Genomic DNA, 26,315 nt, shown 5'->3' with positions numbered 1-26,315 from the left:
CGCTGCCCTACTTCGCTTTCTTCTTCCTGTTGTGCGCCGCAGCTGCGCGAATCAACGCGCCCAGCGCCTTCTCGTCGATCGCCTCGCCTTCCTGGATGTCGATCGCTCGGCGCACGTTGCCGTCCAGGCTCGAATTGAAGAGCCCCTTCGGATCGGCGACCGATGCGCCATTGGCGAAGGTCAGCTTGACGTGCTTCTTGTACGCCTCACCGGTGCAGAGGATCCCGGCGTGCGACCAGACAGGGACGCCCCACTTCCATTCTTCGACGACGTCGGGATCGGCGGCCAGGATGAGCGCGCGCACGTGTGCGAGCGTCTGCCCGCGCCAGTCGCCCAATGCTTCGATGCGCGCATCGATGTGCGCCGATGCATCGCCGTCGCCTGCCTTCGCACTTGTCTTCATGCACGCTCCTGTGCGGTCATTGCATCCATCCCGGTCGCTTCGCGGCCTGCGCAATCCAATGCGCGAGCCGGGCTTCGTCGAACGCATCGTCCTGATGGATGTGGAAGTAACGCGTGTGCGGATCCTTCGAACCGACCGGAGGCGCAGGGTCGAGCAACGCGCCGTTGAAGAACGAGAGCTTGATGTATTTGGCGAAGCAATGGACGCCGAGGAACCATCCCTGCCCCTCCACGCCGTACAGCGGTGAGTTCCACTTCACCGCCTTGCGCACGCCGGGCACGGTGCGTTCGATCAGGGCATCGAGCCGGCGGCCGACGTCGCTTTTCCAATCGGGCATCGCCGCGATATAGGCCTGCACGGGCGCATCGCCGTCGCCCTTGGCGATTTGCGGATTGCCACCGGAGAGCAGGACCGGGGTTTTGGTCACGGACTTCGACAAGGCGGGGGGGTTCCCTGGCGTCGAGGAGCCCGAGCTTACGGTATCGTTTGGCCATGGGGAAACACTACCTGCCCGCAGTCGACGGGCTGCGCGCATTCGCCGTCCTGGCCGTCGTCGCGTACCACGCGGGGCTTCCGTTGCATGCCGGATTCGTCGGCGTCGACGTGTTCTTCGTGATCTCCGGGTACGTGATCACGCGGATGCTCGCACGCGAACCGCGCATCGACCTGGTCGCGTTCTACGCGCGTCGCGTGCGCCGCATCCTGCCTGCGATGGTGCTGGTCGTCGTGGCCACGGTCGCATTGTCCGCCGTGTTGCTGCCGGGCGCCTCGCAGCTCGCGGTGAATCGTTCGGCGACCGCGGCGGTCGCGATGGTGGCGAACCTGCACTTCCAGTCCGTGACGGGCGGATATTTCGATGCCGGCGCCGACCGCATGCCCTTGCTGCATCTGTGGTCGCTGGCGGTCGAGGAACAGTTCTACCTGCTCTGGCCGCTGCTGTTTTTCCTGCGGCGTCGCTGGGTGTTCGTCGTGGTGGCGCTCGTCTCGTTCGCGTTTGCGCAGTATTGGGTCCAGGTCAATCCCGAGGCCGCGTTCTACCAGATGCCCGCGCGGCTCTGGGAACTGGCGGCAGGTGGCCTGCTGGCGATGTCGCGCCCCTCGCGTTATGGACCGGCGTGCGCATTGGCAGGCGCCGTGTTGTTGTGCGTCGCGGTCGCGTATCCGATGCCGCTGTTCCCGGGCATCGGCGCGTTGCCTGCCGTCGCGGGGAGCGTGCTGGTCCTGCATGCGATCCACTCGGGCGTGCGGATCGCGCCGCTGGAATGGGAACCCGTGCGCCGCATCGGCCTGGTGTCCTACAGCCTGTATCTGTGGCATTGGCCGCTCCTCGCGATCGCGCGCGCGTCCGGGCCATCGTTGACGACGCGCGTGTTGCTTTGCGGCCTTGCCTTCGTGCTCGCAGTGCTCACCTGGCGCTTCGTCGAAACCCCGTTCCGGCGCGGCACCACCCGCGCGAAGGCCATCGCCACCGGCGTGGTGGCGTGCGCGCTGCTCGCCGGCTGCACCAGCACGATGGATGCAGTGCTGCGTCGCGCGGGCAGCCTGTCGGTCCGCATCGCGCTCGACCAACCTGCAGACGCCGCGTGCCATGGCCTGGAGGCCGCGTGCGACGCCGACGTGGTGCTGTGGGGCGATTCGCACGCGAAAGCCTGGCGCCCGTTCGCCGAGAGGTACGGCGTGGTGCGGCAACTTTCGATGGACACGTGCCTGCCCTCGGCGCGACACGGGGATGGACCCTGTTCGCGATTCAACGCGGCCGCACTTGCGATGGCGCAGAAGGCCCGCGTGGTCGTGCTGGGTGGGTTCTGGCTCGATCGCCTGCCGCGCCCGGACGGGCGCGCCGATTTCCGCTCGGTGCTCACGGCGCTCCCCACGCAGCGCGTGATCGTCATCGGCCCGCTGCCGGTCATGCCGATGTGGCCGGAAGACTGCATCGCCTCCGGCGATATCGCGCGATGCAACATGGCGCGCGCGGAGTACGACCACCGTGCCGCACCGGTGCGGGCCTTCATGCACGCGCAAGTCGCCGCGCATCCGAATGTCGAATATATCGAGCCGGCCGACTTCTTCTGCACGGCGACGGTGTGTCCGATGCTGAAGGACGGGTATTCGCTGTATTACGACGACGACCACATCACCGTCAGCGCGGCGCGCGCGTTTGCCCAGAGCCGTTACGCCACCGCTTCGAACTGATACATCCGCGCACTCCATCCGCTGCGATGCAGCACGCGCGTCGATGGCCTTGCGTGAATGACGTTCACTCCAGCAGCCGTTGCGCCATTCAGCGCGCACGATGAACTCTGCGGTAAATAACGGTGTTTCCCTTTGCATGCCATACACATCGGCGCTCGCAGCGTCCGCCCCGCATCCACTCGGATGCAGGAGGAAAGGGACATGTCCACGCAATCCATCGTGCGCGGGCTCGCGATCGCGGGCGCCGCGCTCTGCACGTTCGGCGTCTGGGCCCTGGGCACCGCGCAGCGCGACGCAACGCCGCGCGCGACGCAGGCATCGGCCACCACGCGCACATCGATCGCGGCGCGCACATCGGGTACGGCGCGCGCGCAACGCATCAATCTGTTCGCCGCTTCGCTGCTGCCATCGGCCGCCGGCGCCGACCCGCTGCAGGTCGAACCGCGCGTGYCGCGCGCGTCGGGAACACCCTGCGTCCAGACGATCTCCGGGCCGCGCGGGATCTTCCGCCTCTCCGAGAACGAACCCACGCTGATTCCCGCCACGACCTGCCCGGGCCCGTATTCGAAAGTCATGTTGGTGGTCGAACTCACCGGCCCGCGCGAGAACGCGGACCCCGCCGGCAACATCCAGTTGTTCTACACCGACTTCATGGGCAACGACGCCGGCACGCTCTGGACGGGGTCGACCCAGATCTCCGATGACATCCCGGTGTGGCGGTTCGAACGCGACGTCACGGAACTGCAGCGTTACTTCACCCGCCCCGAGGGCTTCGTGTTCCCGGGCAGCTTCGACAACGACTACCTTGTCTTCGAAGGCCTCGAAGCGAGCGTGTCGGCCGTGCGTCTGGTGTTCTGGCGCGCGAATGCGACCACGCCCGCGCAACGCGTGGCCGATCGCGTCTTCCCGGTGGAGCAAAGGTTTGATGTCTTCGGAAACGACGCGACCTTCGAAGGCACGCTGCCGCGCAACACCATCCAGGCCTTCGTGGATGTGTATGCGCAGGTGCTCGGCGTCGACCGCCGCATCTGGTCCAATTGCGCGCCCACAGCGTCGTTCACGGCGTTCCCGTTGTTGCACACGCCCTTCGCGATGGGCGACAGCCACTCGATCTTCGGCGACCCGCCGCACGGTTGCAGCGGCGGCAGCTTCCGCGAAGTGGAGGTGACCATCGACGGCATACGCGCAGGCCTGGCGCCGGTCTTCCCCTGGTTGCCGAGCAACATGACCAACGCGTTGCGCAACACGGTGAACCTGCCCGCGCCCGGCGTGCAGGCCAACAACTTCATCCCCTTCCGCGTGGATCTCACGCCGTTCGCCGGCCGCCTCAACAACGGCGCGACGCACACGATCCAACTGCACGTCCTCAACGACAGCGAAGTGTTCGTCGGTGGACAGTTGATCCTCTACACCGACCATGGCCGCGCGATCGTGCCCGGCGCCGTGACCGCAAACACCTTGGGGCCAGCGAGCCCCGCCGAAACGAACACGCTCGTACAAACCGACTTCACCCCGCCCTTCATGGGCCTGACCCACCACCTGACCGGCACGGTGACCACGCGCGCGCGGCGCGACTTCCATATCGATGGGTACGTCGACACCTCGCGCGGACGCATCCGCAGCACCGTGATCCAGAGCAATCGCTTCACCGACGCGGTGACGTGGGATGTGACGGCGCCAGAAGACCGGTCCGACCAGTACTTCGGTTCGTTCCTGCAGAAAGTGCGGCTGGCAAGCAACGTCGACCGCACGAGCCGCCGCACCCTGGGCAGCACGTTGTTGAGCGAAGACAAGATCGCGACGAGCTACCCGCTGCTCATCGACTACTTCCAGGATGGCGAGTGGATCCAGGGCGACGAGCAGTCCGGCATCGTCGCCGACAACATCCAGATGACCGTGCACCAGGCGCGCAGCATCCGCACCTCGCAATTCCACCGCGGCACGGCGCGCTACGAGACGAAGCTGGCGGACATCTTCGACGCCACGCGGCTATGGGCCGGCGAACCGACGCGCGCGGAAACCGAATGGAATTCGAGCCGCGATTATTTGTTCACGGATAACCGTGGTGGATGCTACAGCGCGGGGCTGACGACGTCGTTCGGCGTCCTGCAAACGCGTACGCGGGGCGATGGCTGCCCCGGTGGCATCAGCGGCCTGCGTTGGTGGTCGCATCCGGATGGTTCGCCGGATTCGATGAACTGGGCGCCGGCGCCTTGATGCGTTGACGACGCCGTGCACGCGTTGAACGGGAAAGGCCACCTCGCGGTGGCCTTTTTCGTCGCCACGGGAAGGCCGTTGGTGCCGCCGCAGGCCGGAACAGTTCCGATTGCGCGTATGCAAAGGCAACACCGCCGCGTTCCCACCGCGCCATGGACCTGCCTGCACTGACGCAATTCACGCAGATCGTCGGCAACCTGGCGGTCGTGCTCGCGCTGTGCTTCGGCATGGCGCAGATCCGGCAATTCCGGCGGCAGCGGCACGATGCCGCCGCGATCGAACTGATGCGTTCGATCGAGGACCAACAGTTCACGCACTCCTTCCGCCTGATCTACAAGTTACCCGTGGGCATGCCCGCCGACGAGCTCCGCGCACTGGGCCCCGACTACGAAGATGCGGCCCTCTCGCTGGGCGCGCGCTTCGAGAGCATGGGCTTGCTGGTCTATCGCGACAGCCTCCCGATGCACCTGGTCGAGGAAATCATCGGCGGCGCCGTCGTGCTGCTCTGGCACCGCCTCAAGCCGTGGGTGGAAGCGAATCGGCGTGAGCAGAACCACCCGTTGTTGTTCGAATGGTTCCAGTGGCTCGCCGAGCGACTCGAGGAGCGTGGGCGGCCCACGCAGACGCCGGCGTACGATCGGTTTCGGCGGTGGACGCCGAAGCGGTAGCCCGGATCTTCGGTCATGATCGAATAAAACAAAAAGGGCCACGCTTGCGCGCGACCCTTTCGTTCGATCTGGAGGCCGAGGTCGGAATTGAACCGGCGTACGCGGATTTGCAGTCCGCTGCATAACCACTCTGCCACCCGGCCGGATGACGTATCGGATTCAACCACATCCGACTGAAACAACGAAGCCCCGCGAACGGGGCTTCGACCTGGACAATCGAGTCCAAAACTTGGAGCGGGAAACGAGACTCGAACTCGCGACCCCGACCTTGGCAAGGTCGTGCTCTACCAACTGAGCTATTCCCGCATTGAGCCCGCCATTTTACGGGCGAATCATGGGCTGTCAACACCTGCATGCGCTTGCTCACGCAACGAGGGCCAGGCCGCACGCAGGTACTCGAAGCCGCTCCACAACGTCAGGAGCGCGGCCACGGCCAGCATCCATTCGCCGATCGTGAACACGGGGACACCAAGCACGGGCGCCTGGTACAGCAGCAGCGTCACCGCGACCATCTGCACGATCGTCTTGATCTTGCCGATGCTGGCCACGGCCACTTTCTTGCGCTGGCCGATTTCGGCCATCCATTCGCGCAGTGCGGAGACCGCGATCTCGCGGCCCACGATCACCGCCGCCCACAACGCCATCCAGCGCGTCGGGTGGCTCTGCACGATGAGGAACAGGGCCGTGGCGACCATCAGCTTGTCGGCCACCGGGTCGAGGAACGCGCCGAAAGCCGAGTACTGGTTCCAGCGGCGTGCGATGTAGCCGTCGAGCCAGTCGGTCAGCGAGGCGAAGGCGAACACGAACGCCGCGGCGAAATTGGTCCACTTGTAGGGCAGGTAGAACACCAGCACCAGCACGGGGATCATCACGATCCGGGCGATGGTGAGCCAGGTCGGTACCGTCATCTTCATCCGTCGCGTCCTGCCTGTGTTCCCGCCGCCGGCATCGGCAGCCCGTGCAGCGTGGCATAGATTCGTTCGGCCAGCGCGGCGTTCACGCCTTCCACGCGCGCGATTTCCTCCGCGCCGGCCTGCTTGAGTCCGCCCAGGCCACCGAAATGCTTGAGCAGGCTCGCGCGGCGGCGCGGGCCGATGCCCGGGATATCTTCCAACCGGCTGGTCGTGCGCGCCTTCTGGCGCTTGCCGCGATGCCCGGTGATGGCGAAGCGGTGGGCCTCGTCGCGCACTTGCTGGACCAGCTGCAGCGCGGGGGACTCGGGGCCCGGCCGCAGTTCGCGGCCGTCCGGAAGAATCAGCGTCTCGTGCCCGGGGCGGCGTTCCTCGCCTTTCGCGACGCCGACCACGTACACCGACGAAACGCCGAGGTCCTTCAGCACCGCATTCGCCTGCGTGAGTTGGCCCTTGCCGCCATCGATCAGCAGGACGTCGGGTAGCACCCCGCCCTCCTCGATCGCGCGACGGAAGCGGCGCTCCAGCGCCTGGTGCATCGCGGCGTAGTCGTCGCCCGGTTCGATGCCCGTGATGTTGTAGCGGCGGTATTGCGCGCGCACCGCGCCGTTCTCGTCGAACACGACCTGCGAGGCCACCGTCGCCTCGCCCATCGTGTGGCTGATGTCGAAGCATTCGATGCGCTTGGGGATCTCGGCCAGGCCGAACATCTCGCGCAGCGCCTCGGCACGCGCGCTCTGCGCGGCGTGGCTCGCCAGCTCCGTCGCAAGCGTGAGTTCGGCATTGCGCTTGACCAGGTCGACGTAGCCCGCGCGTTCGCCACGCACGTTGCACTTGAGCTGGATCTTGCGGCCGGCGGTTTCCCACAGCGCGACTTCGATCAATTCGCGATCGGGCACATCGCGATCGAGCACGATTTCGCGCGGCGGCGGCTGTTCGCCGTAGTACTGCGACACGAAGGCGGACAGCACTTCGTCCGGCGGCGCGCCATTGGTCTTCGGGAAGAACGCGCGCGTGCCGAGGTTGCGCCCGTCGCGAAAGGCGAGCAACAACACGCACGCCGATGCGCCCTGCATCGCGACGGCGAGCACGTCGAGATCGGCGGCCTGGCCGTCGACGTATTGGCGCGCCTGCAGCTTGCGGATCGTCGTGACGAGGTCGCGCAGGCGCGCGGCCTCCTCGAAATCGAGGCGCTGGCTCGCCGACTCCATCGCATTGGTCAATTCGTTTCCGAGTTCTTCGCTGCGCCCGTCGAGGAACAGCGACGCGCGTCGCGTGGCATCGGCGTAATCGCGCGCCGGCGCAAGGCCGACGCAAGGCGCACTGCAACGACCGATCTGGTACTGCAGGCACGGGCGCGACCGGTTGCGGAACACGCTGTCTTCGCAACTGCGCAACTTGAACAGCTTGTGCATCGAGTTGAGCGTTTCGCGCACGGCGGCGGCGCTGGGATACGGGCCGAAGTAACGCCCGGCGATCGCGCGCGGGCCGCGATGGAACGCCAGGCGCGGCCACGGCTCCTGCGTCAGCAACACGTAGGGGTAACTCTTGTCGTCGCGCAGCAGCACGTTGTACCGCGGCTGCAGGGATTTGATCAGCTGGTTTTCGAGGAGCAAGGCCTCGGCGTCGGTGCGCGTGACGGTGGTTTCCATCCGCACGACCTGCGCGAGCATCGCCATCGTGCGCGTGGCCTTGGGCGTGGCATTGAAGTAGCTGCCGACGCGGTTCTTCAGGGCGCGCGCCTTGCCGACGTACAGCACGGCGTCGTCCTTGCCGTACATGCGGTACACGCCGGGCTGCGTGCCCAGCCCGCGGGCGAAGGCCTTGCCGTCGAAGGGTGCTTGTTGCGGGGCTTGCGTCGTCACCGGGACATTATCGGGGCGGGCGCGTCATTCCCCAATCGGCACATGCTGAACCGCGCCGGTTTTCGGGTCCACGCGCAGCACCGCGTGTGCATCGGTATCGGCGATCCAGACCGCGCCGGCGCCCACCGCCAGGCCCGAGGGCCCGTGCAGCGGTTGCGGGAGCATGTGCGTGGTCATCTCCCCCCCACCCAGGCGCAGGCTGCGCAGGCGGTCGTTGCCCGCATCGCAGATCCACAGCAGGGGCGCGTCGGGGTCGAGCGCGATGGCCTGCGGTTCCTGCAATTGCGCGATGTTGCGCGGCCCGTCGACGTGCCCGAAGGCCCAGGGCCCCTGCCCCAGCAAGGTCTGCACGGAATGGTCGCCGAGCTTCAGCGAACGGATCGCCGACCCCGCGCCGTCGCACACGTAGAGGTTCTGCTGCACGGCCGCCAGCGCCACCGGTTGCGCGAAGGCCGCCGCCGAGCCGATGCCGTCCTTCACGGCCAACTCGCCCGAGCCTGCGCGGAAGGTGAGCAGGTCGCGCCCGAGATCGTAGGTCCAGACCTTGTTGTCGCCGGAGAGCGCGATGTGCAATTGGTCGTTCGACACCGCGACCGCGCGCGGTGCGTCGAGCGAGACCGACAAGGGCTCGCGCACGGGACCTTCGGTGGGCGTGCCGCGTTTGCCGTTGCCGCACAGCGTGTTGGTGTCGCCGCTGCGCAGGTTGATCCGGCGCACCGCGTGGTTGCCCGTGTCGGCGACGTAGAGCATGTCGCGCTGCAAGGCCAGGCCGTGCGGGCAATGGAACGATGCGTGGGCCGGGTCGCCGTCGATCAGGCTCGCGTCCCCGGTGCCGAACACACGCAGGATGCGGCCGGCGTGGCTGCATTCGAGCACGCGATGGTGGCCGCTGTCGGCGATGTAAAGGTATTGCTCGGTGACCGCCAGGCCCGTGGGAAACATCAGCGGCATCGCGGGCTCGCGCACCTTGCGCGCCTGCACGCCGTCGTCCTCGAGTATCGGCGTGCCCGCGAGGGCCTGCAGGCGCTTGTCGAGATCGCCGAGGGCATCGCCGCCCTCCAGCCGCGCCTGCACTTCGCCATCGCCGTCGATGAGCACCACGGTCGGCCACGAACGCACGCCCCACTGTTGCCACGCGACCCAGTCGGCATCCATCGCCAGCGGCAAGGTGATGCCGTGGCGGTTGGCGCGCTTGAGCATGCGGCGCGGGTCGCGCTCGTGGTCGAAGCGCGGCACGTGCACCGCGAAGGCGCGCAGCCGGCCCGGATGGCGCAGGCGCAAGGCCTGCAGGTCGTGCATCGCCTGGATCGACCAGGCCGAACCGATGTTGACGAAGGCGACGGCTGTCAGCCAGCCACGCAGATGCGCCGACGCCGGCGGCGCGGCGTTCAACCAATGCAACGACGAAGGAAACTCCGGCACCAACGTACGTCCCATCCCCTGCCTACTCCGAACTTTCCAGGGTTCCCATCGCGCCAAGTTTAGGGATGGGTGCGTTGCAGCATGCGTGATTCGGGTCGAGAGTTCACGCGCCGGATGCGGACATACCCGACGAGAGCCGCGCTTGCGCACGCGCCAGGTCTTCCGGCGTATCGACGCCGGGCGGGAACGGTTCGGGCGACAGCGCGACCGCGATGCGGAAGCCGGCTTCGAGCGCGCGCAGTTGTTCCAGCGATTCGATGCGCTCCAGCCGTCCCGGCGCCAGCGCGGCAAAGCGTTGCAGGAAGCCCGCGCGATACGCGTAAAGGCCGATGTGGCGAAGCCAATGGCCGCCGGCCGGCAGCGTGCCGCGGTGTCCTGCGAAGGCATCGCGCGGCCACGGAATCGGCGCGCGGCTGAAATACAGCGCATTGCCATCGGCGCCGCGCACGAGCTTCACGGCGTTGGGATCGAACAGCGTTTCGACATCGTCGATCGGCGTGGCGAGCGTCGCCATCTCGGCACCGGATTGGGCGAGTGCGTTCGCGGCAGCCTGGATGCCCGACGCCGGTGCGAAGGGTTCGTCGCCCTGCAGGTTCACGACGATCGTGTCGTCGGACCACCCTGCGATGCGCGCGCATTCGGCGAGGCGATCGGTGCCCGACGCGTGCGCCGGGGAGGTCATCGCGATGCRCACGCCGCTGCCCGCGAGCGCGTCGGCGATGCGTTGGTCGTCCGCCGCGACCCACACTTCGCGCGCACCCGCGGCGAGCGCGCGCCGCGCGACATGCAACACGAGCGGCGCATCGCCGATCATACGCAGCGGCTTGCCCGGCAGGCGCGTGGCGGCGTAACGCGCGGGAATGGCGACGACGAATTCGCTGGTTGGCGCTGCACTCATGCGGCGGCGTGCCCCTTCGGCGGGAGTTTGTCGAACAACGCGATCCAGAAGGCTTCCGGCAATTCCGCGCGCACCGGCACCGAATAAAACGCACTGTCGGCGATGGCGCGGCATTTCACGGCATCTTTCTCGGTCATCAACACGGGCAGCCGGCTGCCGAATTCGAAGTCCGCGGGCACGTACGCATGGTGGTCGGCGAAGGCGTGCGGCACCACCGCGATCCCGTGCGCGCGCAACATGTTGAAGAAGCGATCGGGATGGCCGATGCCCGCGACGGCATGCACGCGCTGGCCCGAGAACGCGGTGAGTGGTTTCGGGCGCCCACCTTCGATGGGCTGCACGCCGCCCGGCACCAGGCGCATCGGCCATTCGCCGAAGCCGGCCGGTACGTCGTCGCTGCCGACGTTGACGACGCGGAAATCGCATTCCTCGGCGCGCTGCACGGGTTCGCGCAAGGGGCCCGCCGGCAGCAACCGGTTGTTGCCATGGCGGCGCAGGTCGACGACATCGATTTCGACATCGCGCGCCAGGCGGTAATGCTGCAGGCCGTCGTCGCAGACCACGATGTCGCACTCGGCCTGCGCAAGCGCGCGCGCGGCGGCGACGCGGTCACGGTCGACGCGCACCTTCGCGCCGGTGCGGAGCGCGATCAGGACGGGTTCGTCGCCACCTTCCGCCGGTGCGGTTTTTGCATCGACCCAGCGCGGGGTCTTCGGATCGTCCCGACCGTAACCGCGACTGGCGACGCCGGGGTTCCAGCCCGCGTCGCGCAACCGTTCGATCAGCGCGATGGTCAGCGGAGTCTTGCCCGTGCCACCGACGGCGACGTTGCCGACGACGATGACGGGCACGCCCACCGTCTGTTGTTTCAACCAACCGCGGCTGTACCACTTGCGACGCATCCCGACGAGTCCGCCGTACACGCCGCTCAGCGCGCGTGCGCCCAGCGGCACCGGGCCATCGGAATACCACCAGCCCGGCGTGTCGCCCTTCTTCATGCCTCGGCCGGTTGCTCGCGGAACTGCATGCGATGCAGGTGCGCGTACACGCCGTTCTGTGCGATGAGCTGCGCGTGTGTGCCCCGCTCCACCAGGCGGCCATCGTCGAGGACGAGCACCTGGTCGGCGTGTTCGATGGTCGAGAGGCGATGCGCGATGACGATCGTCGTGCGATCGGGCATCAGGTGGTTGAGCGCGTCCTGGACGAGGCGTTCGGATTCATTGTCGAGCGCGGCGGTGGCTTCGTCGAGGATCAGCAGCGGCGCGTCCTTCAACAGCGCACGTGCGATCGCCAGGCGCTGGCGCTGGCCGCCGGACAGGCGCCCGCCATGCTCGCCGATGCGCGTGTCCATGCCCTTGGGCAGGCGTTCGACGAACTCCATCGCGTTCGCGCCTTGCACCGCTTCGGCGAGTTTCTGCGCATCGGCGCCTTCCATTTCGCCGTAGGCCACGTTGGCGCCGACGCTGGCATCGAACAGGATCACGCGCTGGCTCACCATCGCAACCTGGCGGCGCAGGTCGGCGAGTGCGTAATCCTCGAGCGGGCGGCCGTCGAGCAGCACCTGGCCGGATTCGGGTTCGTAGAAGCGCGGGATCAGCTTGATCAGCGTGCTCTTGCCGCTGCCCGAGCGGCCGACGATGGCGGTCACCGTGCCGGGCTTGGCGACGAAGCTGATGTCGTCGATCGCCGGGCGCACCTGGTTGGGGTAGCGCGCGGTGACGTTGCGGAATTCCAGCTCGCCCTTCGCCCGCGCGAGCGGCGCGGTGCCCGTGTCGCGTTCGTCCGGCGCATCGAGCACGGAGAACAGGCGCTCGGCGGAATTCACGCCGCGCTGGAGCATCGCCTGCACGTTGGTCAGCTGGCGCAGCGGCGGGATGATCGCGACCATCGCCGTCATCAGCACGGTGAAATCGCCGGCGGTCAGGCGGCCGGCGGCGGCTTCGCGCGCGGCGAGGAACAGCAGCACCGCCATGCCGATCGCGCCGAGCACCTGCACGAAGAAGGAAATCGAACCGCGCGTGACTTCCACCTTCAGCGCCAGGCGCAGGTTTTTGTTGGTCTGCTCGGCGTAGCGCCCGATCTCGCTTTCCTGCGCGCCGTAGATCTTCACTTCCTGGTGGCCGTGCAGCGCCTGGTCGGCGGACTGCAACATGTCGGCGGCGTTTTCGAGGATGCGGTGGTTGATGGCGCGATACCGCCCGCCGACCTTGTTCATCGCCCACACCAGGAACGGCGCGAGCAACAACAGCGCGATGGTGACGCGCCAGCTCGTGGAGAGCATCGCCCACATCATCGCGACCGTCGTCAGGCTCGCGCTGATCATCACCTTCAACGCATCGACCGCGGCCCCCGCGACTTGCTCGGTGTCGCCGCCCAGGCGCGTGAGCATCGAGGCGACCGGCTCGGCGTCGAAGCGCTCGCCCGGCAAACGGAAGTATTTGCGCATCAGCAGCAGGCGCAGGTCGCGCGCGACGCCGCGGCCGGAGCGCGCCATCGTGTAATCGCCCGCCAGGCCGAACAGGCCGCGGGCGATGAACAAGCCCACGAGCGCCGCCGGCAACCACAGCTGGAAGGTTTTGGGATCGGCAAGCCCGTCGACGATGGGCTTGAGCAGGCGCGTAACGCCGTAGCTGGTGAGCGCTTCGAGCGCCATCACCAGCGCGGCGCCACCGAGCCAGCCGCGATACGGTTTGGCGAACCGGAGCAGGCGGCGGTAGGTCTGCGCCGGGGTCGCGGTGGACAGTTCGGTCATGGGGCCTTGGCCTGCGCTGTGTGCACCGGCGGCGCGGTGGCGATCGACACCTTCGAGAAGCCGAGCTGTGCGAGCGCGTCGAGCGCCGTGACGACGGCCTGGTGCGGCGTGCGCCCATCGGCGCGCAGCAACACTGGACGCGTGCGGTCGGTGCCGGCGACGTCGACGAGGGTTTGCTTGAGGGATTCGACGTCGGTGCGCAGCGCTTCGCGATCGTCGATGAAGTAACGGCCTTCGGCATTCACCAGCACGCTCAGCGCCTTGCCCTGGGATTCGGCCGGCGTGCCGTTGGCCTGCGGCAGTTGCAGCTTGAGCACCGAGCGCGCGTCGAACGTGGTGGTGACCACGAAGAAGATGATCAGGCAGAGGACGACATCGATCAGCGGGATCAGGTTGATCTCGGGCGTGTCGTCGTCGCGATGGTCGCGGATGCGCATGCGATCAGTCGACGCTGGCGCTCGCGCGGGCCGGCGCGGACGGCGACTGCCCGGCGACCACGGCGCGCTGCGCGGCGGCGGCGCGCGGATCGAGCGCGTCCATCAAGCCGATCGCTTCGTGTTCCATCTCGACGATGTACGCCGCGATGCGGCCGCGGAAATAACGATGGAAGCACAGCGCCGGGATCGCGACGATCATGCCGGCCGCCGTGCACACCAGCGCCTTGCCGATGCCGCCGGCGAGCTGGTTCACGTCACCGATGCCCTGGTCGAGGATGCCGAGGAACATCTGGATCATGCCGACCACGGTGCCGAACAGGCCAAGCAGCGGCCCCGCGGCGGCGATGGTGCCGAGCGTGTTGAGGAAGCGCTCCATCTTGTGGACCTGGTGGCGGCCGACATCCTCGGTGCGCTCGCGGATTTCCTCGCGGGTGCGATGGCGGACGTCGAGCACCGAGGCCAGCAACGCGCCGAGCGGCGAGTTGCGACGGAGCGAATCGATGTGGGTGGGGTCCAGGCGCCCCTTCGCGGCCCAGGCCCGCACCTCGGGGCCGAGGCCCGGCGGCAGGACGACCTTGCGCCGCAGGCTCCAGAAACGCTCGACGATGATCGCCAGGGCGATCACGGAGAGCAGCAACAACGGAATCATCGGCCAGCCGCCCGCGCGCACCAGTTCCAGCACGTCTCACTCCTCCGGGCCAGGCCCGTCATTCGACCGATAGCATAGCCCAGCGCCGCGGGTGGACCGGCGCGCTGCGTCCCAAAGCCGTGCGTGGGTTTCGCGACGTGCGGCCGTTTTCACGCCGTTCAAGCCCACATCCACGCGCAGGGCGCCGCCGGCGGCGGTGTCGAGGACGTGGGCGCCGGCCCGGCACCAGCGTTCGACGACGGCGTCGCGCGGGTGCCCGAAGCGATTGTTCGCGCCGGTGGCGACGAGGGCGACGCGGGCGCCCGTCGCGCGGATGAACGCGGGATCGGACGAGCCTTCGCTGCCGTGATGCGGGATCAGGACCACGTCGACGCGCAACGCGGCGGCATCGCGGCGACGCAGCGTGCGTTCGACGACCTCGCCGATGTCGCCCGTGAGCAGTGCGCTGCCGTGCGCGCCATCGATGCGCAGCACGCATCCGGCGTCATTGCCGAGATACGGGAAGTGTTCGGTGGGGTGCAGGTATCGGAAGCGCACGCCGTCGCGCGCCCATTCGCGCCCTGCGATGCAGCGCGAGGCGACCGGCGTCGGGCTGCCTTCCGGTGCGTGGCTGTCGCGGACCGGCAACGCGCGACGGACCGCATCCCACCCGCCGGCATGATCGTTGTCGGCGTGGCTGACCACGGCGACATCGAGCGCGCGCACGCCCAATGCACGCAGCGCGGGGACCACGGCGCGTTCGCCGGCGTCGTAACCGTCGTGCGAGGCCGGGCCCATGTCGAACAGCAGCGCGTGCGACTTGGTGCGCACGAGGGCGGACAGCCCCTGCCCCACGTCGAGCACGTCGATGCGGAACGCACCGTGCGGCGGAAGCGCGCGCGAAGGCCACAGCAACGGAAGCCACAGGAGCATTGCGAGCGGCTTGCCGGGAACACCGCGCGGCAACAGGCACCAGAATGCAGCGAGCGCCGCCATCGGCAATGCGAACCAGCGCGCTTCGGGCAACCATGCGAACGCGAACCGGCTTTCGCCGAGCGCTTCGAACGCAGGCCACGTCGCATCGAACGCGAACCCCGCCGCGCGCCACGGCAATGCGCCGAGACCGGCATGCAGTGCCTCCAGCCCCGCGCCAAGCAACGCCAACGGGACCACGACCAGGCTCCACCACGGGATCGCAACCAGGTTCGCGAAGGGCCCCGCGAACGAGGCCTGGCCGAACAACGCGACGGTCAGCGGCAACAGGCCCACCGTCGCGACCGCCTGCGCGCTGGCGAAGCTGCGCAGCACGCCGCCGTCGCCATTCGGCAGGCACCACAGCAACCACGCGACGCCACCGACGCTGAGCCAGAACCCGGCGCCGAGCAGCGACAAGGGATCGACGAACACCATCGCGATGACGGCGAGCGACAACGCATCGAACGCAGAATGTGCGCGGCGGGCGCAGCGCACCGCGGCGACGACGGCGATCATCAACGTGGTGCGCACGGTAGGCAACGCGAAACCGGCCACGGCGGTGTACAGCACGGCGCCGGCGACGGCAGCGAAGGCCATCGCCACGGGCCTCGGCATCAGCCGCGCCAACGCGGGGATGGCGCGCCACGCGAGCGACATCCCGAGCGCGACGAAGCCCGCGACCAGACCGACATGGAAGCCGGAAATCGCGATGAGGTGCGTCAGGCCGGTCGCGCGCAGCGTCGCCCAATCCCGATCGTCGAGGCCGCGCGTGTCGCCCAGTGCAAGCGCCCGGATGAAACGCGAAACGGGGGACTGGAGCGCGGCGTCGATGCGATCGGCCATGCGCGCGCGCCATGCCTGCAGGCCCGCGGGAGCGGCGATTTCGCGCGCGGTGGCCGCGTTGCGAACGTAACCGATCGCGGTGAGCCGATTCGCCAGCGCATGTCGCTCCGAATCGAACCAACCCGGATTGCGCAGGCCACGCGGCGCTCGCAGTCGCGCGTCGAATTCCCAGCGGCTCCCGGCGGCGACGGTGCGCGCCGGCGCCCCGCTGTCGTACCAGGCGATCCGGAGCAAGCGCCCGCGCAACGCGTCGGCTTGCGACGCGTCGTCGTCGACACGCAACAGGAACTGCGTGCGCCGCACGTCGCGCTCCGGCAGATCCACGACGTCCCCGCGAATGCGGACGTCCTGGCGTTCCAGCGAGATCGGCAATCGAACATCGAAGGCATGGCGGGCGTGTCCCCCCGCGAGGGCAAACCCGAAGACGCCGGCAGCCGTGAGGACCCAGGGCCAGCGTGGCAATGCACGGAAAACGCCGGCGGTTCCACCGATGACCAGGGCCGCAAGCGCGATCGCGAGGGACACCCGGATTGGGAGCGCGAACGGCATGCAAAGCGCGACAACGGCGCCGCCGACGAACGCCGCGGCGGTGACCCATCTGCCGACCGGAAGATCTGAGGCTGGAGACGATGCGCTTTGCATTGCTGCATCTCGCCACGATCGCGGTGTCGTGTGTAAGCGCCGCGCCCGTGCCGACATTCGCCACGTCGCGCGGAAATGTCCCGCATTGCATCCTTGTCGATCGAGGTCGCGTCGGATCGCGCGGGCGGAGGTCTGGCGTTTCTCCTTCAGGAAATTCCGACGCTTTCGTGCGGCAACCGTTGACGGACGCCGGACGCGCGCCGCGCTAGGGTGACCGCCTGCCCACGACATGGATGTCCACGATGCACGCCGCCTTGCCTTGCGTTCGCGCCTCGCCCGGATGTCGCCTGACGTGGCGGCCCTCGCGCTGGGTCGTCGCGGTGCTGCTCGCGCTTGGGCCGCTCGGCGTACTGGCGATCCTGGCATCCGATATGCCCGGTGCCTTGCGCGCGCCACTTGCGGTCGGCGCCTGCCTCCTGGCCCTTGGAAGCGCGCATCGGGAACATCGGCGGCCGCCGCGGGTCTTCATCATCCGGTCCGACGCAAGCGCCACCCTCGACGACATGCCCATCGCGCACCATCACGTCCATTGGCGGGGCGCGCTCGCATTCCTGCACGCGCGCGACGGGGACGGCCGCGTCCATCGCCTCGCGTTCTGGCCCGATACCCTGGGCGCGCATGAACGACGGGCATTGCGCCTGGCGTGTCCTTCGGCCGCCCGGGTCGCCGCGCCCCCCCGCGGGATGCGAGGATAGGCGGCTTATGTTCAAACCCATCCCCGTCGCCATCGGCCTGCGCTACCTCCGCGCCAAGCGCCGCAATGGTTTCATCTCCTTCATCTCGCTGGCGTCGATCCTCGGGATCGCGCTCGGCGTGACTGCACTCATCACCACGCTCGCGGTGATGAGCGGCTTCCAGCGCGAAATCCGCGATCGCATGTTGCAGATGGCCGCACACGCGACCGTCAGCGGTTACGGCGAGCCGCTGACCGACTGGCCGCACGCGGTGCACCTTGCGATGCAGGACAAGCGCATCGCCGGCGCGGCGCCCTACATCGAAACACAGGGCCTGCTCCGCGGCGCGCGCAACCAGCCCGCCATCGTGCGCGGCGTGGTGCCCGACCAGGAGCGCAACGTCTCGGTGCTCGGCGAGAAGATGGTCGTGGGCAAGCTCGACGCGCTGGCGCCCGGCAGTTTCAACATCGTGCTCGGTCGCGAACTCGCGCTGTGGCTGGGCGTCAACGTCGGCGACTACGTCGTGCTGACGACCGACCTCCAGGCCACGCCGATGGGCGCGATGCCGCAGTTCAAGCGCTTCAGGGTCAGCGGGCTGTTCGAAGCGGGCTACAACGAGTTCGACAAGGGCCTGGCGGTCGTGAACCTGCAGGATGCGCAACGCCTGATGCGCATGGGCAATGGCGTCACCGGCGTGCGCCTGCGCCTGCACGACATGGACAAGGCGTTCGACGTCGCGCGCGACCTCGCGCTGAAATTGCCGGGGCCTTACAGCGTCAGCGACTGGACCCGCGAAAACGCCAACATGTTCCGCGCGCTCAAGATGGAAAAGACAGTGATGGCGATCCTGCTCTCGCTGCTGATCGCGATGGGCGCGTTCAACCTCGTCTCCTCGCAGGTCATGCTGGTCACCGACAAGCAAGCCGACATCGCCATCCTCCGCACCCTGGGCCTCACGCCAAACGGCGTGATGCAGGTGTTCATGGTGCAGGGCACGCTGATCGGCATCATCGGCACCGTGCTGGGCGTCGTCGGCGGCGTGTTGCTGACGCTCAACCTCGACCACATCCTCAACGGCCTGGAGCGCGTGCTCGGCGTCCAGTTGTTGCCCGAGGACGTCTACTACATCACCGGATTGCCGACCGAATTGAAAGCCGACGACGTCACCATCATCGCGCTGGTCGCCCTCGGCATGGCGTTCGTGGCCACGCTGTATCCCGCGTGGCGCGCCGCGCGCACGGCACCGGCGGAGGCGCTGCGTTATGAGTGAAGTCCTGCGCGCGGAACGCCTCGCGAAAACCTACGCCGAAGGCAACCTCAAGACGCACGTCTTCCACGACCTGCAACTGCAGGTGGCCGAAGGCGAGACCGTCGCGATCCTCGGCGCGTCGGGCGCCGGCAAGAGCACGTTGCTGCACCTGCTTGGCGGGCTCGATGTGCCCACGGCGGGCGAAGTGTGGGTCGCAGGCCAACGCATGAGCGATCTGTCCGACGCCGAGCGCGGCAAGCTGCGCAACAAGGCGCTCGGCTTCGTCTACCAGTTCCATCACCTGCTGCCCGAATTCACCGCGCTGGAAAACGTGATGCTGCCCGTGCTCCTCAACGGCACGCACATCCCCGATGCGCGGCAGCGCGCGAAAGACTTGCTGGAATCGGTCGGCCTCGGCCATCGCCTGGAACACAAGCCCGGCGAACTCTCCGGTGGCGAACGCCAGCGCACCGCGGTGGCGCGTGCGCTGGTCAACAAGCCCGCGTGCGTGCTGGGCGACGAACCGACGGGCAACCTCGACGAAAAGACCGCGGCGCATGTCTTCGCGCAGATGCTCGACCTCAACCGCGCGCAACGCACGAGCCTGGTGCTGGTAACGCATGACCGCAGCCTGGCGCGTCGCCTGGATCGCGTGCTCGAACTGCATGAAGGAAAGCTCAGGGAGCTCGCGCCGAGCGAGGTGTGAGTCCAGCGCTTTGCCCGCGCTGGGTTCGACATCGACGAGCGCATACAATCGCCGTCGATGACCCTCTCGCCCCGCTGGCCGCAATATCTCCTGGCCGCCTCCGCCCTCCTGATGGCGGCGCTCACCGCATTCGCCGCGCGGGTGCTGTTCGCGGCGCATCCGGAAACCGAAGGCGGCAGCACGCTGTTCGCGATCGCGATCTTCGTCTACCCGATTACCCTGGTCATGCAGGCCGTTGCCGTCGTCGGCCTCGTCCGCCTGGCGAAGGCCGGTGCCGATGAGCCGACGAAGCGGACACAAGGTCTCATCGGACTGGCGTTTCTTTCGTTGGCCGGGCCGGTCCTGGTGTTCCTGGCGTTCGCGTTGATCAATCGCTGAGGGCGCTCAGCCCAGTCGCCACCAAAGCCCGCCGAACAGCACGGCGCCCCAGAACAACACGCCGGCGAAGGCCGCCTGCCCATCGGTGAATTTGCGGCGCATCGGCATCAGCCAGCCGATCCCGTGGCCGATTCCGACCACCACGAGTTCGAAGAAGGCTTCGGCGAGGAGTTCGAGCAGTGCGCCCATCACGCGCGCCGGTTGCGGCGCGAGCGTTCCAGCGACATCAGTCGTTGCGGGCAACGACATCCGCCACGATGGCGACGGTCGCCACATGGGCCGCGCGCGCTTGCAGCAAATAGCGGCGGGCGATCTCGATGCCGACGGTCACGAGGGTGTACACCGCCGCGGCGATGCCCAGGAAGAGTACGAATTGCAGCGTGCGGTCATCCATGGCGCGTCCCCTTTCCCCTGTTCGAGGCGCAAGCATCGCGCCGGCCCCGCGTGTGAAATTGAGGACAAAGTCACACTTTTGAAACCTCGGCCGCGTCCTGTCCACCCGGGGTCACCTGGGCACCGTCGGGTGTGAAGATCCCCTGCCCGAAGGCGATCAGGTCCCCGTCGGGCACCTTCACGAGCAGCTCCCGCTGGCCGTAAGGCTTGTCCGCCGGCCCGTGGACATCGTCCTTCGGGAGCGTATCGAGCTTCGGCTTGAGCTCGGCGTAAAGCCCGTCGACGTCGCGCACGTCGACGTAATAGCGGAACCGCCGGTTCCCCTCGATCAGCCGATTGCCTTCGCCCGCCGCCATGATCCGGATGCCGCAGCCCTCGCGCTCGATGTAGGCGTAGCCCGGCTGCCGGTACAGGGTCTGGAAGCCGAGGATGTCGGCGAAGAACCGCGTCGTGGCCTCCACATCCGCCACGTGCATGAAGGGCGTGATCTGGAGGAAGTTGGCCATGGGCGGAGTATGCGCCGGCCAATCGACGGAGCGAATCTGCGCGGCGTCAGAGGTGGCGGAGGCTGTCGGTGATGGCGCTGCCGCCCATGCCGATCGGTGCGTAGACCGCATCCACCCCCGGAACCCGGATCTCTCCATGGGGCGAATAAGGGACCATGCCGCCCGCGACGGTGCACACGTAGTACTTCGGCGGATCGGTCCAGTCGGTGCGCTCGCCATCCAGCGGACCGCCGAGGAACAGCACGACCATCAGGACCCCATCTCGCCCGCGTCGGCATCCGATGCCATCGCATTGGCGCGGGGTTCCTGCGACACAATCGCAGCCGCCCGACGGACGAACGCGCCGGATGCTTCGTGCAAGATGCGTTCGGATTCGTCAAGCAGGCGTCTTGTTTCTTCGATCGCGCGCGCAAGGCGCTCGCTCTCGCTGGGAGATTCGGGGTGCATGGCAGCGTCCTGTCGGAGCTGCACGGAGGCCCGAGATCGGCGGCGAAGGACATCGCCGTTGTGCAATACCTGTTTACGCGCTCCGACGTGAAGCAACTGCGTCGTGCGAAGCAAATTCCGAGCCATGCCTTGGCCGGGCCAAAAAGAAGGCCCGATCTCGCTGTCCTTTTTCAAGGGACTGGAGGGGATCGGACCTTCGGCTCGTCGTGGTTGTCTTCGAGTGCCATTTCCCTCGAACCTTTCGTTCCTGGGATGGCGGATTCTCGGACCTCCTCGACAGTTCGGACGGTATGCCTGACGGTGTAAAGGGGCCGTCAAGGATTACGGCCGCTTCAAGCCCACGGCCACCAGTCGCGACCGGTCAGCGCATAGCGATCGGCCGCGCGTTCGAAGCGATTGCGCACGCTCACGCCACCACACGCCAGGTACAGCGGCAGGAACAACGGCCCGAGCGCCATGTACTGGAACACGTGCGCGCGTTCGTGATCGGCATAAGTGATCGATGCCTCGTGCGCATGTCCTGCGCGATGCGCGTACGTCACGCATTGCGCGTCGAGCGAATCACCCGTATGCAGGATCGTGTTCCCGAGCGTGATCGCCCCGCCGGGGCCCCACGGGAAACGATGGAAGACGATCGCGCACTCGCGCGCGCGGACATGCGCATGCGCGCCGAAGGCCATGCCCGCGCCGCCTGCGATCAACCCCAACAGCGTGTTCGGCACGGTCCAGACCATGCCGATGCAGCGCGCCACCGCGAGCGGCAGCGCGCCCATTGCCTTAGCGCGCGGCCAGCCAATCGTGGATCGTCTGCGGCACTTCCTTCTGCGCGCGGCCGGAGACGTAGATGCCGATGTGGCCGCCCTTGAACGACAACTCGGTGTAGTCCTTCGTGCCGACCACGTTGCGCAACGCGCGCGAAGCCGCCGGCGGCACGAGGTGATCCTGTTCGGCGAAGATATTCAGCACCGGCATTTCCACCATGCCCAGGTGCACTTCGCGATCGCCGATCGTGATGCCACCGTTGATGAAACCATTCGCCTGGTAGAACTGCTTCACGAACTGGCGGAACGCTTCGCCCGCCTGGTCGGGTGAATCGAAGATCCACTTCTCCATGCGCAGGAAATCCTCGATCGCCTTCTTGTCGTCGAGGATGTCCACCAGGCCGACATACTTCTGCACGAACAGGCGCGCCGGCTTGAGCGTGAGGTAGCACCAGTTCATCAGGTCGGCAGGCACGTTGCCGAGCGTGTCGACGAACAGGTCGACGTCCATCGCGCGCGTCCAGCTCGACAGCATGTTGTCGTCGGTGTGGAAATCCACCGGCGTCACCATGGTGATGAGGTTGCGGATCTTTTCCGGATGCAGCGAGGAATAGCACAGCGAGAACGCGCCGCCCTGGCAAATGCCGAGCAGGTTGATCGCATCCAGGCCATGCTCGCGACGCAGGTAGTCGACGGCGCCGCCGAGGAAACGTTCGACGTAATCCTCGAGCGTGAGATAGCGATCCGAACGATCCGGATAGCCCCAGTCGATGATGTACACGTCCTCGCCGCGCGCAAGCAGGCCGCGCACGATCGAGCGATCGGACTGCAGGTCGACCATGTAGGGGCGATTGACCAGCGCGTAGCTGATCAGCAGGGGGACCGTGGCGGTCGGCGTCTGCTCGCCACGGTAGCGATACAGCACGACCTTGCCGTCGGACCACACGGCTTCCTTCTTCGTCGCGCCGTATTCGACGTCGTCGACTTCGCGCAGGGTATTGAGGCCCGCGCCGAGTTTGCGTTGCATCGTCAGCGCTTCATCGGCGAGCGCCTGCGGATTGATGTCGAGCGGACCCTGGTTGCCGAGGCTCATGCGCGCTTCCCCTTGCCCTTGTTCTTGTCGATCTTCGGCGTGGCGCCCTTGGTGGGCGCGGTCTTCGGCTTGTCGCCGCCGAGGATCTTGTCGCCCTGCATTTTCAGCGAGTGCTCGCCGCTGCGTGCGTCGCTCGCCGGTTGCGCCGCGGGCTTCTCCGCTTGCGGCTTCACCGAGGCCATTTGCTGCAAGGCATCGCGCAGCTTGCGCACTTCGCGCTCGAGCTGCGTGATCTTGCGATGCGCAGAATCCACTTCGGTGCGCGTCGGCATGCCGAACTGGCCGGTCGCGTTTTCAACTTCGCGCTGCATGCCACCCCGCACGCGCATCTGCGCGTCGACCAGGCGGCCGTACACCTTGCGGAACTCATCCGACAACGCGATTTCGGCGTACGCCTCTTCGGCCGCGTCGATCCACAGATCGAACATCGCGCGCGCGGACTTCAGTTGCTGCCCGTCCTTTGCGCGTGCCGAGAGCTTTTGTTCGAACACTTCGTACGCACGCTGGCCGGACTTCAGCATCAACGCGTTGTAGGCGCTGTTTTCCTGCTGCAGGTCCATCTGGGCCTGCATGAGCTTCTGCAAACGCTCCTGCTGCTCGCGCGCGAAACCGAAGGTCGGCATCCCGAGCCACGAACCCGCTTCGCGGCGCCACGCATCCAGGAACGGCGAGGCATCCTCGATCCACTGGTCCAGGCCCTGCTGGCCCTGGCCGCGCATCGAACGGAACAATTCCGGGAACGGGTTCTCGCCGACGGCGCCGAGCGACTTCTTCCATGCATCGGTGATGTCGCGCGCCGTGGCGTCCTGCCCGGCGAACTGCGCCGCCACCTGCTGCATCGAGCCGTACCAGCTGCGCGCCTGGCCATTGAAACGGTCGACCGCGGCATTGACCTCCGAGCGCTGGCCGTGCGCGAGCTGGGTCCACCAGTCCACCGCGTCGTGCCACTGCTTCATCGGGTCCGGCGTCGCCGGCTGGGCCATGGGCACCGCCCCGCGGAGCATGTCGCCCCATGCGCTCCAGTACTGCCGGGCCATCTTCTCGAAATCCTGTCCTGCGTCCATCCGTGCCTCCCACGCTAATCAGGGCGGCATCATATCGCCCGAAATGTTGCAGTGCCGCATTCCTCAGAATTTCGGGATCCGCAGGGTCTTGCTGATCATCAGCGAGCCCGAGAGGGCGAACACCAGCACCAGCGGATGCAGCTGCCACGGCCCGAGATGGACCACCCCGAACCACACATTCGTCCCGATGCGGTCCTGGATGGCGGCGATGGCCAGCACCACCACGAGCAGCAGGCTCGTGGGAATGGGCGTGCCTTCGAAGAACTTCACCTTGTCGTCTGCGCCCGACAGCGCCTCGGCGGTCACGTTGTACCGCGCCAGGCGGCTGACGCCGCAGCCGACGAAATACGACAGCACCACCCAATCCCATCCGCCCTGCAGCCCGCAGGCATACCCCAGCGCGGCGGGCGCGACACCAAAGGAGATGACGTCGGCGAGCGAATCCAACTCCCGTCCCAGCGTGGAGGCCGACTTGCGCCATCGCGCCACGCGCCCGTCGAGGGCGTCGAAGATGAAGGCGAGCGGGATCAGCGCCATGCCCACCAGCAGGTCGCGCACCACGCCTTCCTGCAGGAAGCGCATCGCCGAGAACACCGCGCCGGTGCCGCAGAACGCGTTGGCCAGCGTGAACCAATCTGCCAGGTGGAAGTCGCGCAGCATGGAGAAATGGCGGGGTCGCGACATCGTCCGAACTCCTGTTGCGAAGGCGCAGGGTGCCAAAGGGGGTGTGAACGTCGAAACAGCTACTCGCGACGCCAATCATCGCCGAACGCATCTCGCATGCGTTCGTACGCTTCGCGCTGATCCTTCGAATGCGCGCGTGGCGCGAGGATTTCCAACTCGACGATCTCGTCGCCGGGCGGTTGACCCGGCAAGCCGCGACCACGCAGGCGCAGCTTGCGCCCCGACTCCGAATCCGCGGGAATCTTGAGCTCCACCGCACCACCCAACGTCGGCACGCTCACCGTCGCACCGAGCGCGGCTTCCCACGGCGCAACCGGCAACACATGCAGGATGTTGCGCCCGTCGACTTCGAACTGCGGATGCGCGGCGTATTCGATTTCCAGATACAGGTCGCCGCCGTTGTTGCCTTGACGGCCGAGCCGGATCGATTGCCCGGGCTTGATGCCCTTGGGCACCTTGATGTCGAGCGTCTTGCCGTTCACGCCGATGCGCACGCTGCCGCCGCTGTAGACCGACTCCAGCGGCACCGCGAGTTTCGCGCGCGTATCGCCGCGCCCTTGCGGACGCGGGCCGCCGCCCGGGCCGCCGCGTTGCCGACCGAACAAGGATTCGAAGAAATCGGAGAAGCCGCCGCCCGCGCCGCCGCCGGCGAAGATCTCGTCGAAATCGAAATCCCCCTGGCCGCCACCGAAGCCACCCGGCGGCGGTTGCACGTCGTCGCCCGGCCGATATCCGCGCGTGCGCAACTGATCGTAGGCCGCGCGCTTCTGCGGATCGCGCAGCGCTTCATAGGCCTCGTTGATGGCCTTGAACTGGTCTTCGGCGCCCGCTTCCTTGCTGACATCGGGGTGGTACTTGCGCGCGAGCCGGCGATAGGCGGTCTTGATCTCGGAGTCGCCCGCGCCGGGTTCGACGCCGAGGATCTGGTAGTAGTCCTTGAATTCCATGCGCGAAAGCCTACCGCAACGCCGTCGAGGCCGGGTCATCGCCTAAACTCGCAGACCTGCCCCCCATCGAGGATTCCCCATGTCCATCCAGCCCGGCGATCGCATTCCCGAAGTCGCCCTCAAGCGCATCCGCGAAGGCGTGGAAACCGTCGACACGCGCACGCTGTTCGACGGCAAGAAAGTCGTGTTGTTCTCGGTGCCGGGTGCGTTCACGCCGACCTGTTCGGAGCGCCACCTGCCCGGTTTCGTCGAGCGCCATGCCGACTTCCGCGCGCGCGGCATCGAAGTGTTGTGCATGTCGGTCAACGACCCCTTCGTCATGAAGGCCTGGGGCGAAGCCCACCAGGTGCCGCAGGGTTTGGAAATGTTGGCCGACGGCAACGGCGATTTCGCGCGCGCTCTCGGACTGGAAATGGATGCGAGCGCGTACGGCATGGGCACGCGGTCCAAGCGATTCGCGCTGTACGCCGAAGATGGCGTAGTGAAGCAGTTGCACGTCGAAGCGCCGGGTGAGTTCCGCGTGTCGGCCGCCGATTACGTACTCGAGCAGCTGGGCTAA

28 protein-coding genes and 2 tRNA genes are annotated in these 26,315 nt (G+C 67.3%); 8 read left to right on the top strand and 22 right to left on the bottom strand.

Features of this window, described 5'->3' with window-relative positions:
* Positions 1 to 7 precede the first annotated feature (7 nt).
* A complete protein-coding gene (locus ACXJJ8_RS08415; protein WP_499028852.1) occupies positions 8 to 403 on the bottom strand; it encodes a DUF1801 domain-containing protein in 396 nt (131 codons plus the stop codon).
* A gap of 16 nt (positions 404 to 419) precedes the next feature.
* Positions 420 to 830, bottom strand: a complete 411-nt coding sequence (locus ACXJJ8_RS08410) for a DUF1801 domain-containing protein (protein WP_499028850.1) — start codon at positions 828 to 830, stop codon at positions 420 to 422.
* A 65-nt stretch (positions 831 to 895) separates the two neighbouring features.
* On the opposite strand from ACXJJ8_RS08410, the gene ACXJJ8_RS08405 reads away from it, so the two are divergent.
* The 3 genes from ACXJJ8_RS08405 (at position 896) to ACXJJ8_RS08395 (ending at position 5,481) form a co-directional block, all read left to right on the top strand.
* Complete coding sequence (locus ACXJJ8_RS08405) at positions 896 to 2,596, top strand: acyltransferase family protein (RefSeq protein WP_499028848.1); 1,701 nt, start codon at positions 896 to 898, stop codon at positions 2,594 to 2,596.
* 201 nt (positions 2,597 to 2,797) lie between these two features.
* Positions 2,798 to 4,813: a peptide-N4-asparagine amidase gene (locus tag ACXJJ8_RS08400; protein ID WP_499028846.1), complete on the top strand. Its 2,016-nt coding sequence runs from the start codon at positions 2,798 to 2,800 to the stop codon at positions 4,811 to 4,813.
* A gap of 152 nt (positions 4,814 to 4,965) precedes the next feature.
* Positions 4,966 to 5,481 (top strand): DUF4760 domain-containing protein, encoded by a 516-nt coding sequence (locus ACXJJ8_RS08395; RefSeq protein ID WP_499028844.1) that lies wholly within the window; start codon positions 4,966 to 4,968, stop codon positions 5,479 to 5,481.
* A gap of 69 nt (positions 5,482 to 5,550) precedes the next feature.
* Here ACXJJ8_RS08395 and ACXJJ8_RS08390 read toward each other — a convergent pair.
* The 11 genes from ACXJJ8_RS08390 to ACXJJ8_RS08340 form a co-directional block, all read right to left on the bottom strand.
* A tRNA-Cys gene (locus ACXJJ8_RS08390) sits at positions 5,551 to 5,624 on the bottom strand.
* Between the two features lie 87 nt (positions 5,625 to 5,711).
* A tRNA-Gly gene (locus ACXJJ8_RS08385) sits at positions 5,712 to 5,787 on the bottom strand.
* Between the two features lie 26 nt (positions 5,788 to 5,813).
* Positions 5,814 to 6,395, bottom strand: a complete 582-nt coding sequence (gene pgsA, locus ACXJJ8_RS08380) for a CDP-diacylglycerol--glycerol-3-phosphate 3-phosphatidyltransferase (protein WP_499028842.1) — start codon at positions 6,393 to 6,395, stop codon at positions 5,814 to 5,816.
* A complete protein-coding gene (gene uvrC / locus ACXJJ8_RS08375; protein WP_499028840.1) occupies positions 6,392 to 8,257 on the bottom strand; it encodes an excinuclease ABC subunit UvrC in 1,866 nt (621 codons plus the stop codon). The genes pgsA and uvrC overlap by 4 nt, the downstream gene beginning before the upstream one ends.
* Before the next feature lie 24 nt (positions 8,258 to 8,281).
* A complete protein-coding gene (locus ACXJJ8_RS08370) occupies positions 8,282 to 9,694 on the bottom strand; it encodes a hypothetical protein (protein ID WP_499028838.1) in 1,413 nt (470 codons plus the stop codon).
* A gap of 88 nt (positions 9,695 to 9,782) precedes the next feature.
* Entirely contained in the window at positions 9,783 to 10,577 is a 795-nt protein-coding gene (gene kdsB, locus ACXJJ8_RS08365; protein ID WP_499028836.1) for a 3-deoxy-manno-octulosonate cytidylyltransferase, read from the bottom strand.
* A complete protein-coding gene (gene lpxK, locus ACXJJ8_RS08360) occupies positions 10,574 to 11,575 on the bottom strand; it encodes a tetraacyldisaccharide 4'-kinase (RefSeq protein WP_499028834.1) in 1,002 nt (333 codons plus the stop codon). The genes kdsB and lpxK overlap by 4 nt, the downstream gene beginning before the upstream one ends.
* Positions 11,572 to 13,329, bottom strand: coding sequence for a lipid A export permease/ATP-binding protein MsbA (msbA, locus tag ACXJJ8_RS08355; protein ID WP_499028831.1), 1,758 nt, complete (start codon positions 13,327 to 13,329; stop codon positions 11,572 to 11,574). Before msbA ends, lpxK begins: the two co-directional genes overlap by 4 nt.
* Entirely contained in the window at positions 13,326 to 13,766 is a 441-nt protein-coding gene (locus ACXJJ8_RS08350; RefSeq protein ID WP_499028829.1) for an ExbD/TolR family protein, read from the bottom strand. The genes msbA and ACXJJ8_RS08350 overlap by 4 nt, the downstream gene beginning before the upstream one ends.
* Positions 13,767 to 13,770: 4 nt before the next feature.
* Complete coding sequence (locus ACXJJ8_RS08345; RefSeq protein ID WP_499028826.1) at positions 13,771 to 14,448, bottom strand: MotA/TolQ/ExbB proton channel family protein; 678 nt, start codon at positions 14,446 to 14,448, stop codon at positions 13,771 to 13,773.
* 3 nt (positions 14,449 to 14,451) lie between these two features.
* A complete protein-coding gene (locus ACXJJ8_RS08340; RefSeq protein ID WP_499028824.1) occupies positions 14,452 to 16,761 on the bottom strand; it encodes a DNA internalization-related competence protein ComEC/Rec2 in 2,310 nt (769 codons plus the stop codon).
* A gap of 335 nt (positions 16,762 to 17,096) precedes the next feature.
* Between ACXJJ8_RS08340 and ACXJJ8_RS08335 the strand changes: the two genes are divergently transcribed.
* Genes ACXJJ8_RS08335 through ACXJJ8_RS08320 form a run of 4 tightly spaced genes read left to right on the top strand, consistent with a single transcriptional unit; the run spans position 17,097 to position 19,861 of the window.
* A complete protein-coding gene (locus tag ACXJJ8_RS08335) occupies positions 17,097 to 17,549 on the top strand; it encodes a YgfX family protein (protein ID WP_499028822.1) in 453 nt (150 codons plus the stop codon).
* A gap of 7 nt (positions 17,550 to 17,556) precedes the next feature.
* Positions 17,557 to 18,798 (top strand): lipoprotein-releasing ABC transporter permease subunit, encoded by a 1,242-nt coding sequence (locus ACXJJ8_RS08330; protein ID WP_499028820.1) that lies wholly within the window; start codon positions 17,557 to 17,559, stop codon positions 18,796 to 18,798.
* Entirely contained in the window at positions 18,791 to 19,483 is a 693-nt protein-coding gene (lolD, locus tag ACXJJ8_RS08325) for a lipoprotein-releasing ABC transporter ATP-binding protein LolD (protein ID WP_499028818.1), read from the top strand. Before ACXJJ8_RS08330 ends, lolD begins: the two co-directional genes overlap by 8 nt.
* A 57-nt stretch (positions 19,484 to 19,540) precedes the next feature.
* Positions 19,541 to 19,861 carry a hypothetical protein gene (locus ACXJJ8_RS08320; protein ID WP_499028816.1) on the top strand — a complete coding sequence of 107 codons (321 nt, stop codon included), beginning with the start codon at positions 19,541 to 19,543 and terminating at the stop codon, positions 19,859 to 19,861.
* Positions 19,862 to 19,867: 6 nt separating this feature from the next.
* Here the strand turns inward: ACXJJ8_RS08320 and ACXJJ8_RS08315 are convergent, their stop codons facing one another.
* From ACXJJ8_RS08315 to ACXJJ8_RS08275, 9 genes are all read right to left on the bottom strand, one after another.
* Positions 19,868 to 20,104: a hypothetical protein gene (locus ACXJJ8_RS08315; RefSeq protein ID WP_499028814.1), complete on the bottom strand. Its 237-nt coding sequence runs from the start codon at positions 20,102 to 20,104 to the stop codon at positions 19,868 to 19,870.
* A complete protein-coding gene (locus tag ACXJJ8_RS08310; protein WP_499028812.1) occupies positions 20,088 to 20,255 on the bottom strand; it encodes a hypothetical protein in 168 nt (55 codons plus the stop codon). The genes ACXJJ8_RS08315 and ACXJJ8_RS08310 overlap by 17 nt, the downstream gene beginning before the upstream one ends.
* Positions 20,256 to 20,325: 70 nt before the next feature.
* The gene (locus ACXJJ8_RS08305) at positions 20,326 to 20,760 is read right to left on the bottom strand and encodes a bleomycin resistance protein (protein WP_499028810.1); all 435 of its coding nucleotides are present in this window, start codon (positions 20,758 to 20,760) and stop codon (positions 20,326 to 20,328) included.
* A 46-nt stretch (positions 20,761 to 20,806) separates the two neighbouring features.
* The gene (locus tag ACXJJ8_RS08300; RefSeq protein WP_499028808.1) at positions 20,807 to 21,010 is read right to left on the bottom strand and encodes a hypothetical protein; all 204 of its coding nucleotides are present in this window, start codon (positions 21,008 to 21,010) and stop codon (positions 20,807 to 20,809) included.
* 529 nt (positions 21,011 to 21,539) lie between these two features.
* Positions 21,540 to 21,980 (bottom strand): hypothetical protein, encoded by a 441-nt coding sequence (locus ACXJJ8_RS08295; protein ID WP_499028806.1) that lies wholly within the window; start codon positions 21,978 to 21,980, stop codon positions 21,540 to 21,542.
* A gap of 4 nt (positions 21,981 to 21,984) precedes the next feature.
* Complete coding sequence (locus tag ACXJJ8_RS08290; RefSeq protein WP_499028803.1) at positions 21,985 to 23,061, bottom strand: class III poly(R)-hydroxyalkanoic acid synthase subunit PhaC; 1,077 nt, start codon at positions 23,059 to 23,061, stop codon at positions 21,985 to 21,987.
* Positions 23,058 to 24,125: a class III poly(R)-hydroxyalkanoic acid synthase subunit PhaE gene (gene phaE / locus ACXJJ8_RS08285; protein ID WP_499028801.1), complete on the bottom strand. Its 1,068-nt coding sequence runs from the start codon at positions 24,123 to 24,125 to the stop codon at positions 23,058 to 23,060. Before phaE ends, ACXJJ8_RS08290 begins: the two co-directional genes overlap by 4 nt.
* A gap of 63 nt (positions 24,126 to 24,188) precedes the next feature.
* Positions 24,189 to 24,809, bottom strand: a complete 621-nt coding sequence (locus ACXJJ8_RS08280) for a CDP-alcohol phosphatidyltransferase family protein (protein WP_499028799.1) — start codon at positions 24,807 to 24,809, stop codon at positions 24,189 to 24,191.
* A 59-nt stretch (positions 24,810 to 24,868) separates the two neighbouring features.
* Positions 24,869 to 25,756 (bottom strand): DnaJ C-terminal domain-containing protein, encoded by an 888-nt coding sequence (locus tag ACXJJ8_RS08275; RefSeq protein WP_499028797.1) that lies wholly within the window; start codon positions 25,754 to 25,756, stop codon positions 24,869 to 24,871.
* A gap of 79 nt (positions 25,757 to 25,835) precedes the next feature.
* Between ACXJJ8_RS08275 and ACXJJ8_RS08270 the strand changes: the two genes are divergently transcribed.
* Positions 25,836 to 26,315 (top strand): peroxiredoxin, encoded by a 480-nt coding sequence (locus ACXJJ8_RS08270; protein ID WP_499028795.1) that lies wholly within the window; start codon positions 25,836 to 25,838, stop codon positions 26,313 to 26,315.

The organism is Lysobacter sp. P5_C4 (assembly GCF_054049695.1).
Note: the sequence above shows the minus strand (reverse complement) of the source record. Positions and strands in the feature narration are given on the sequence as shown.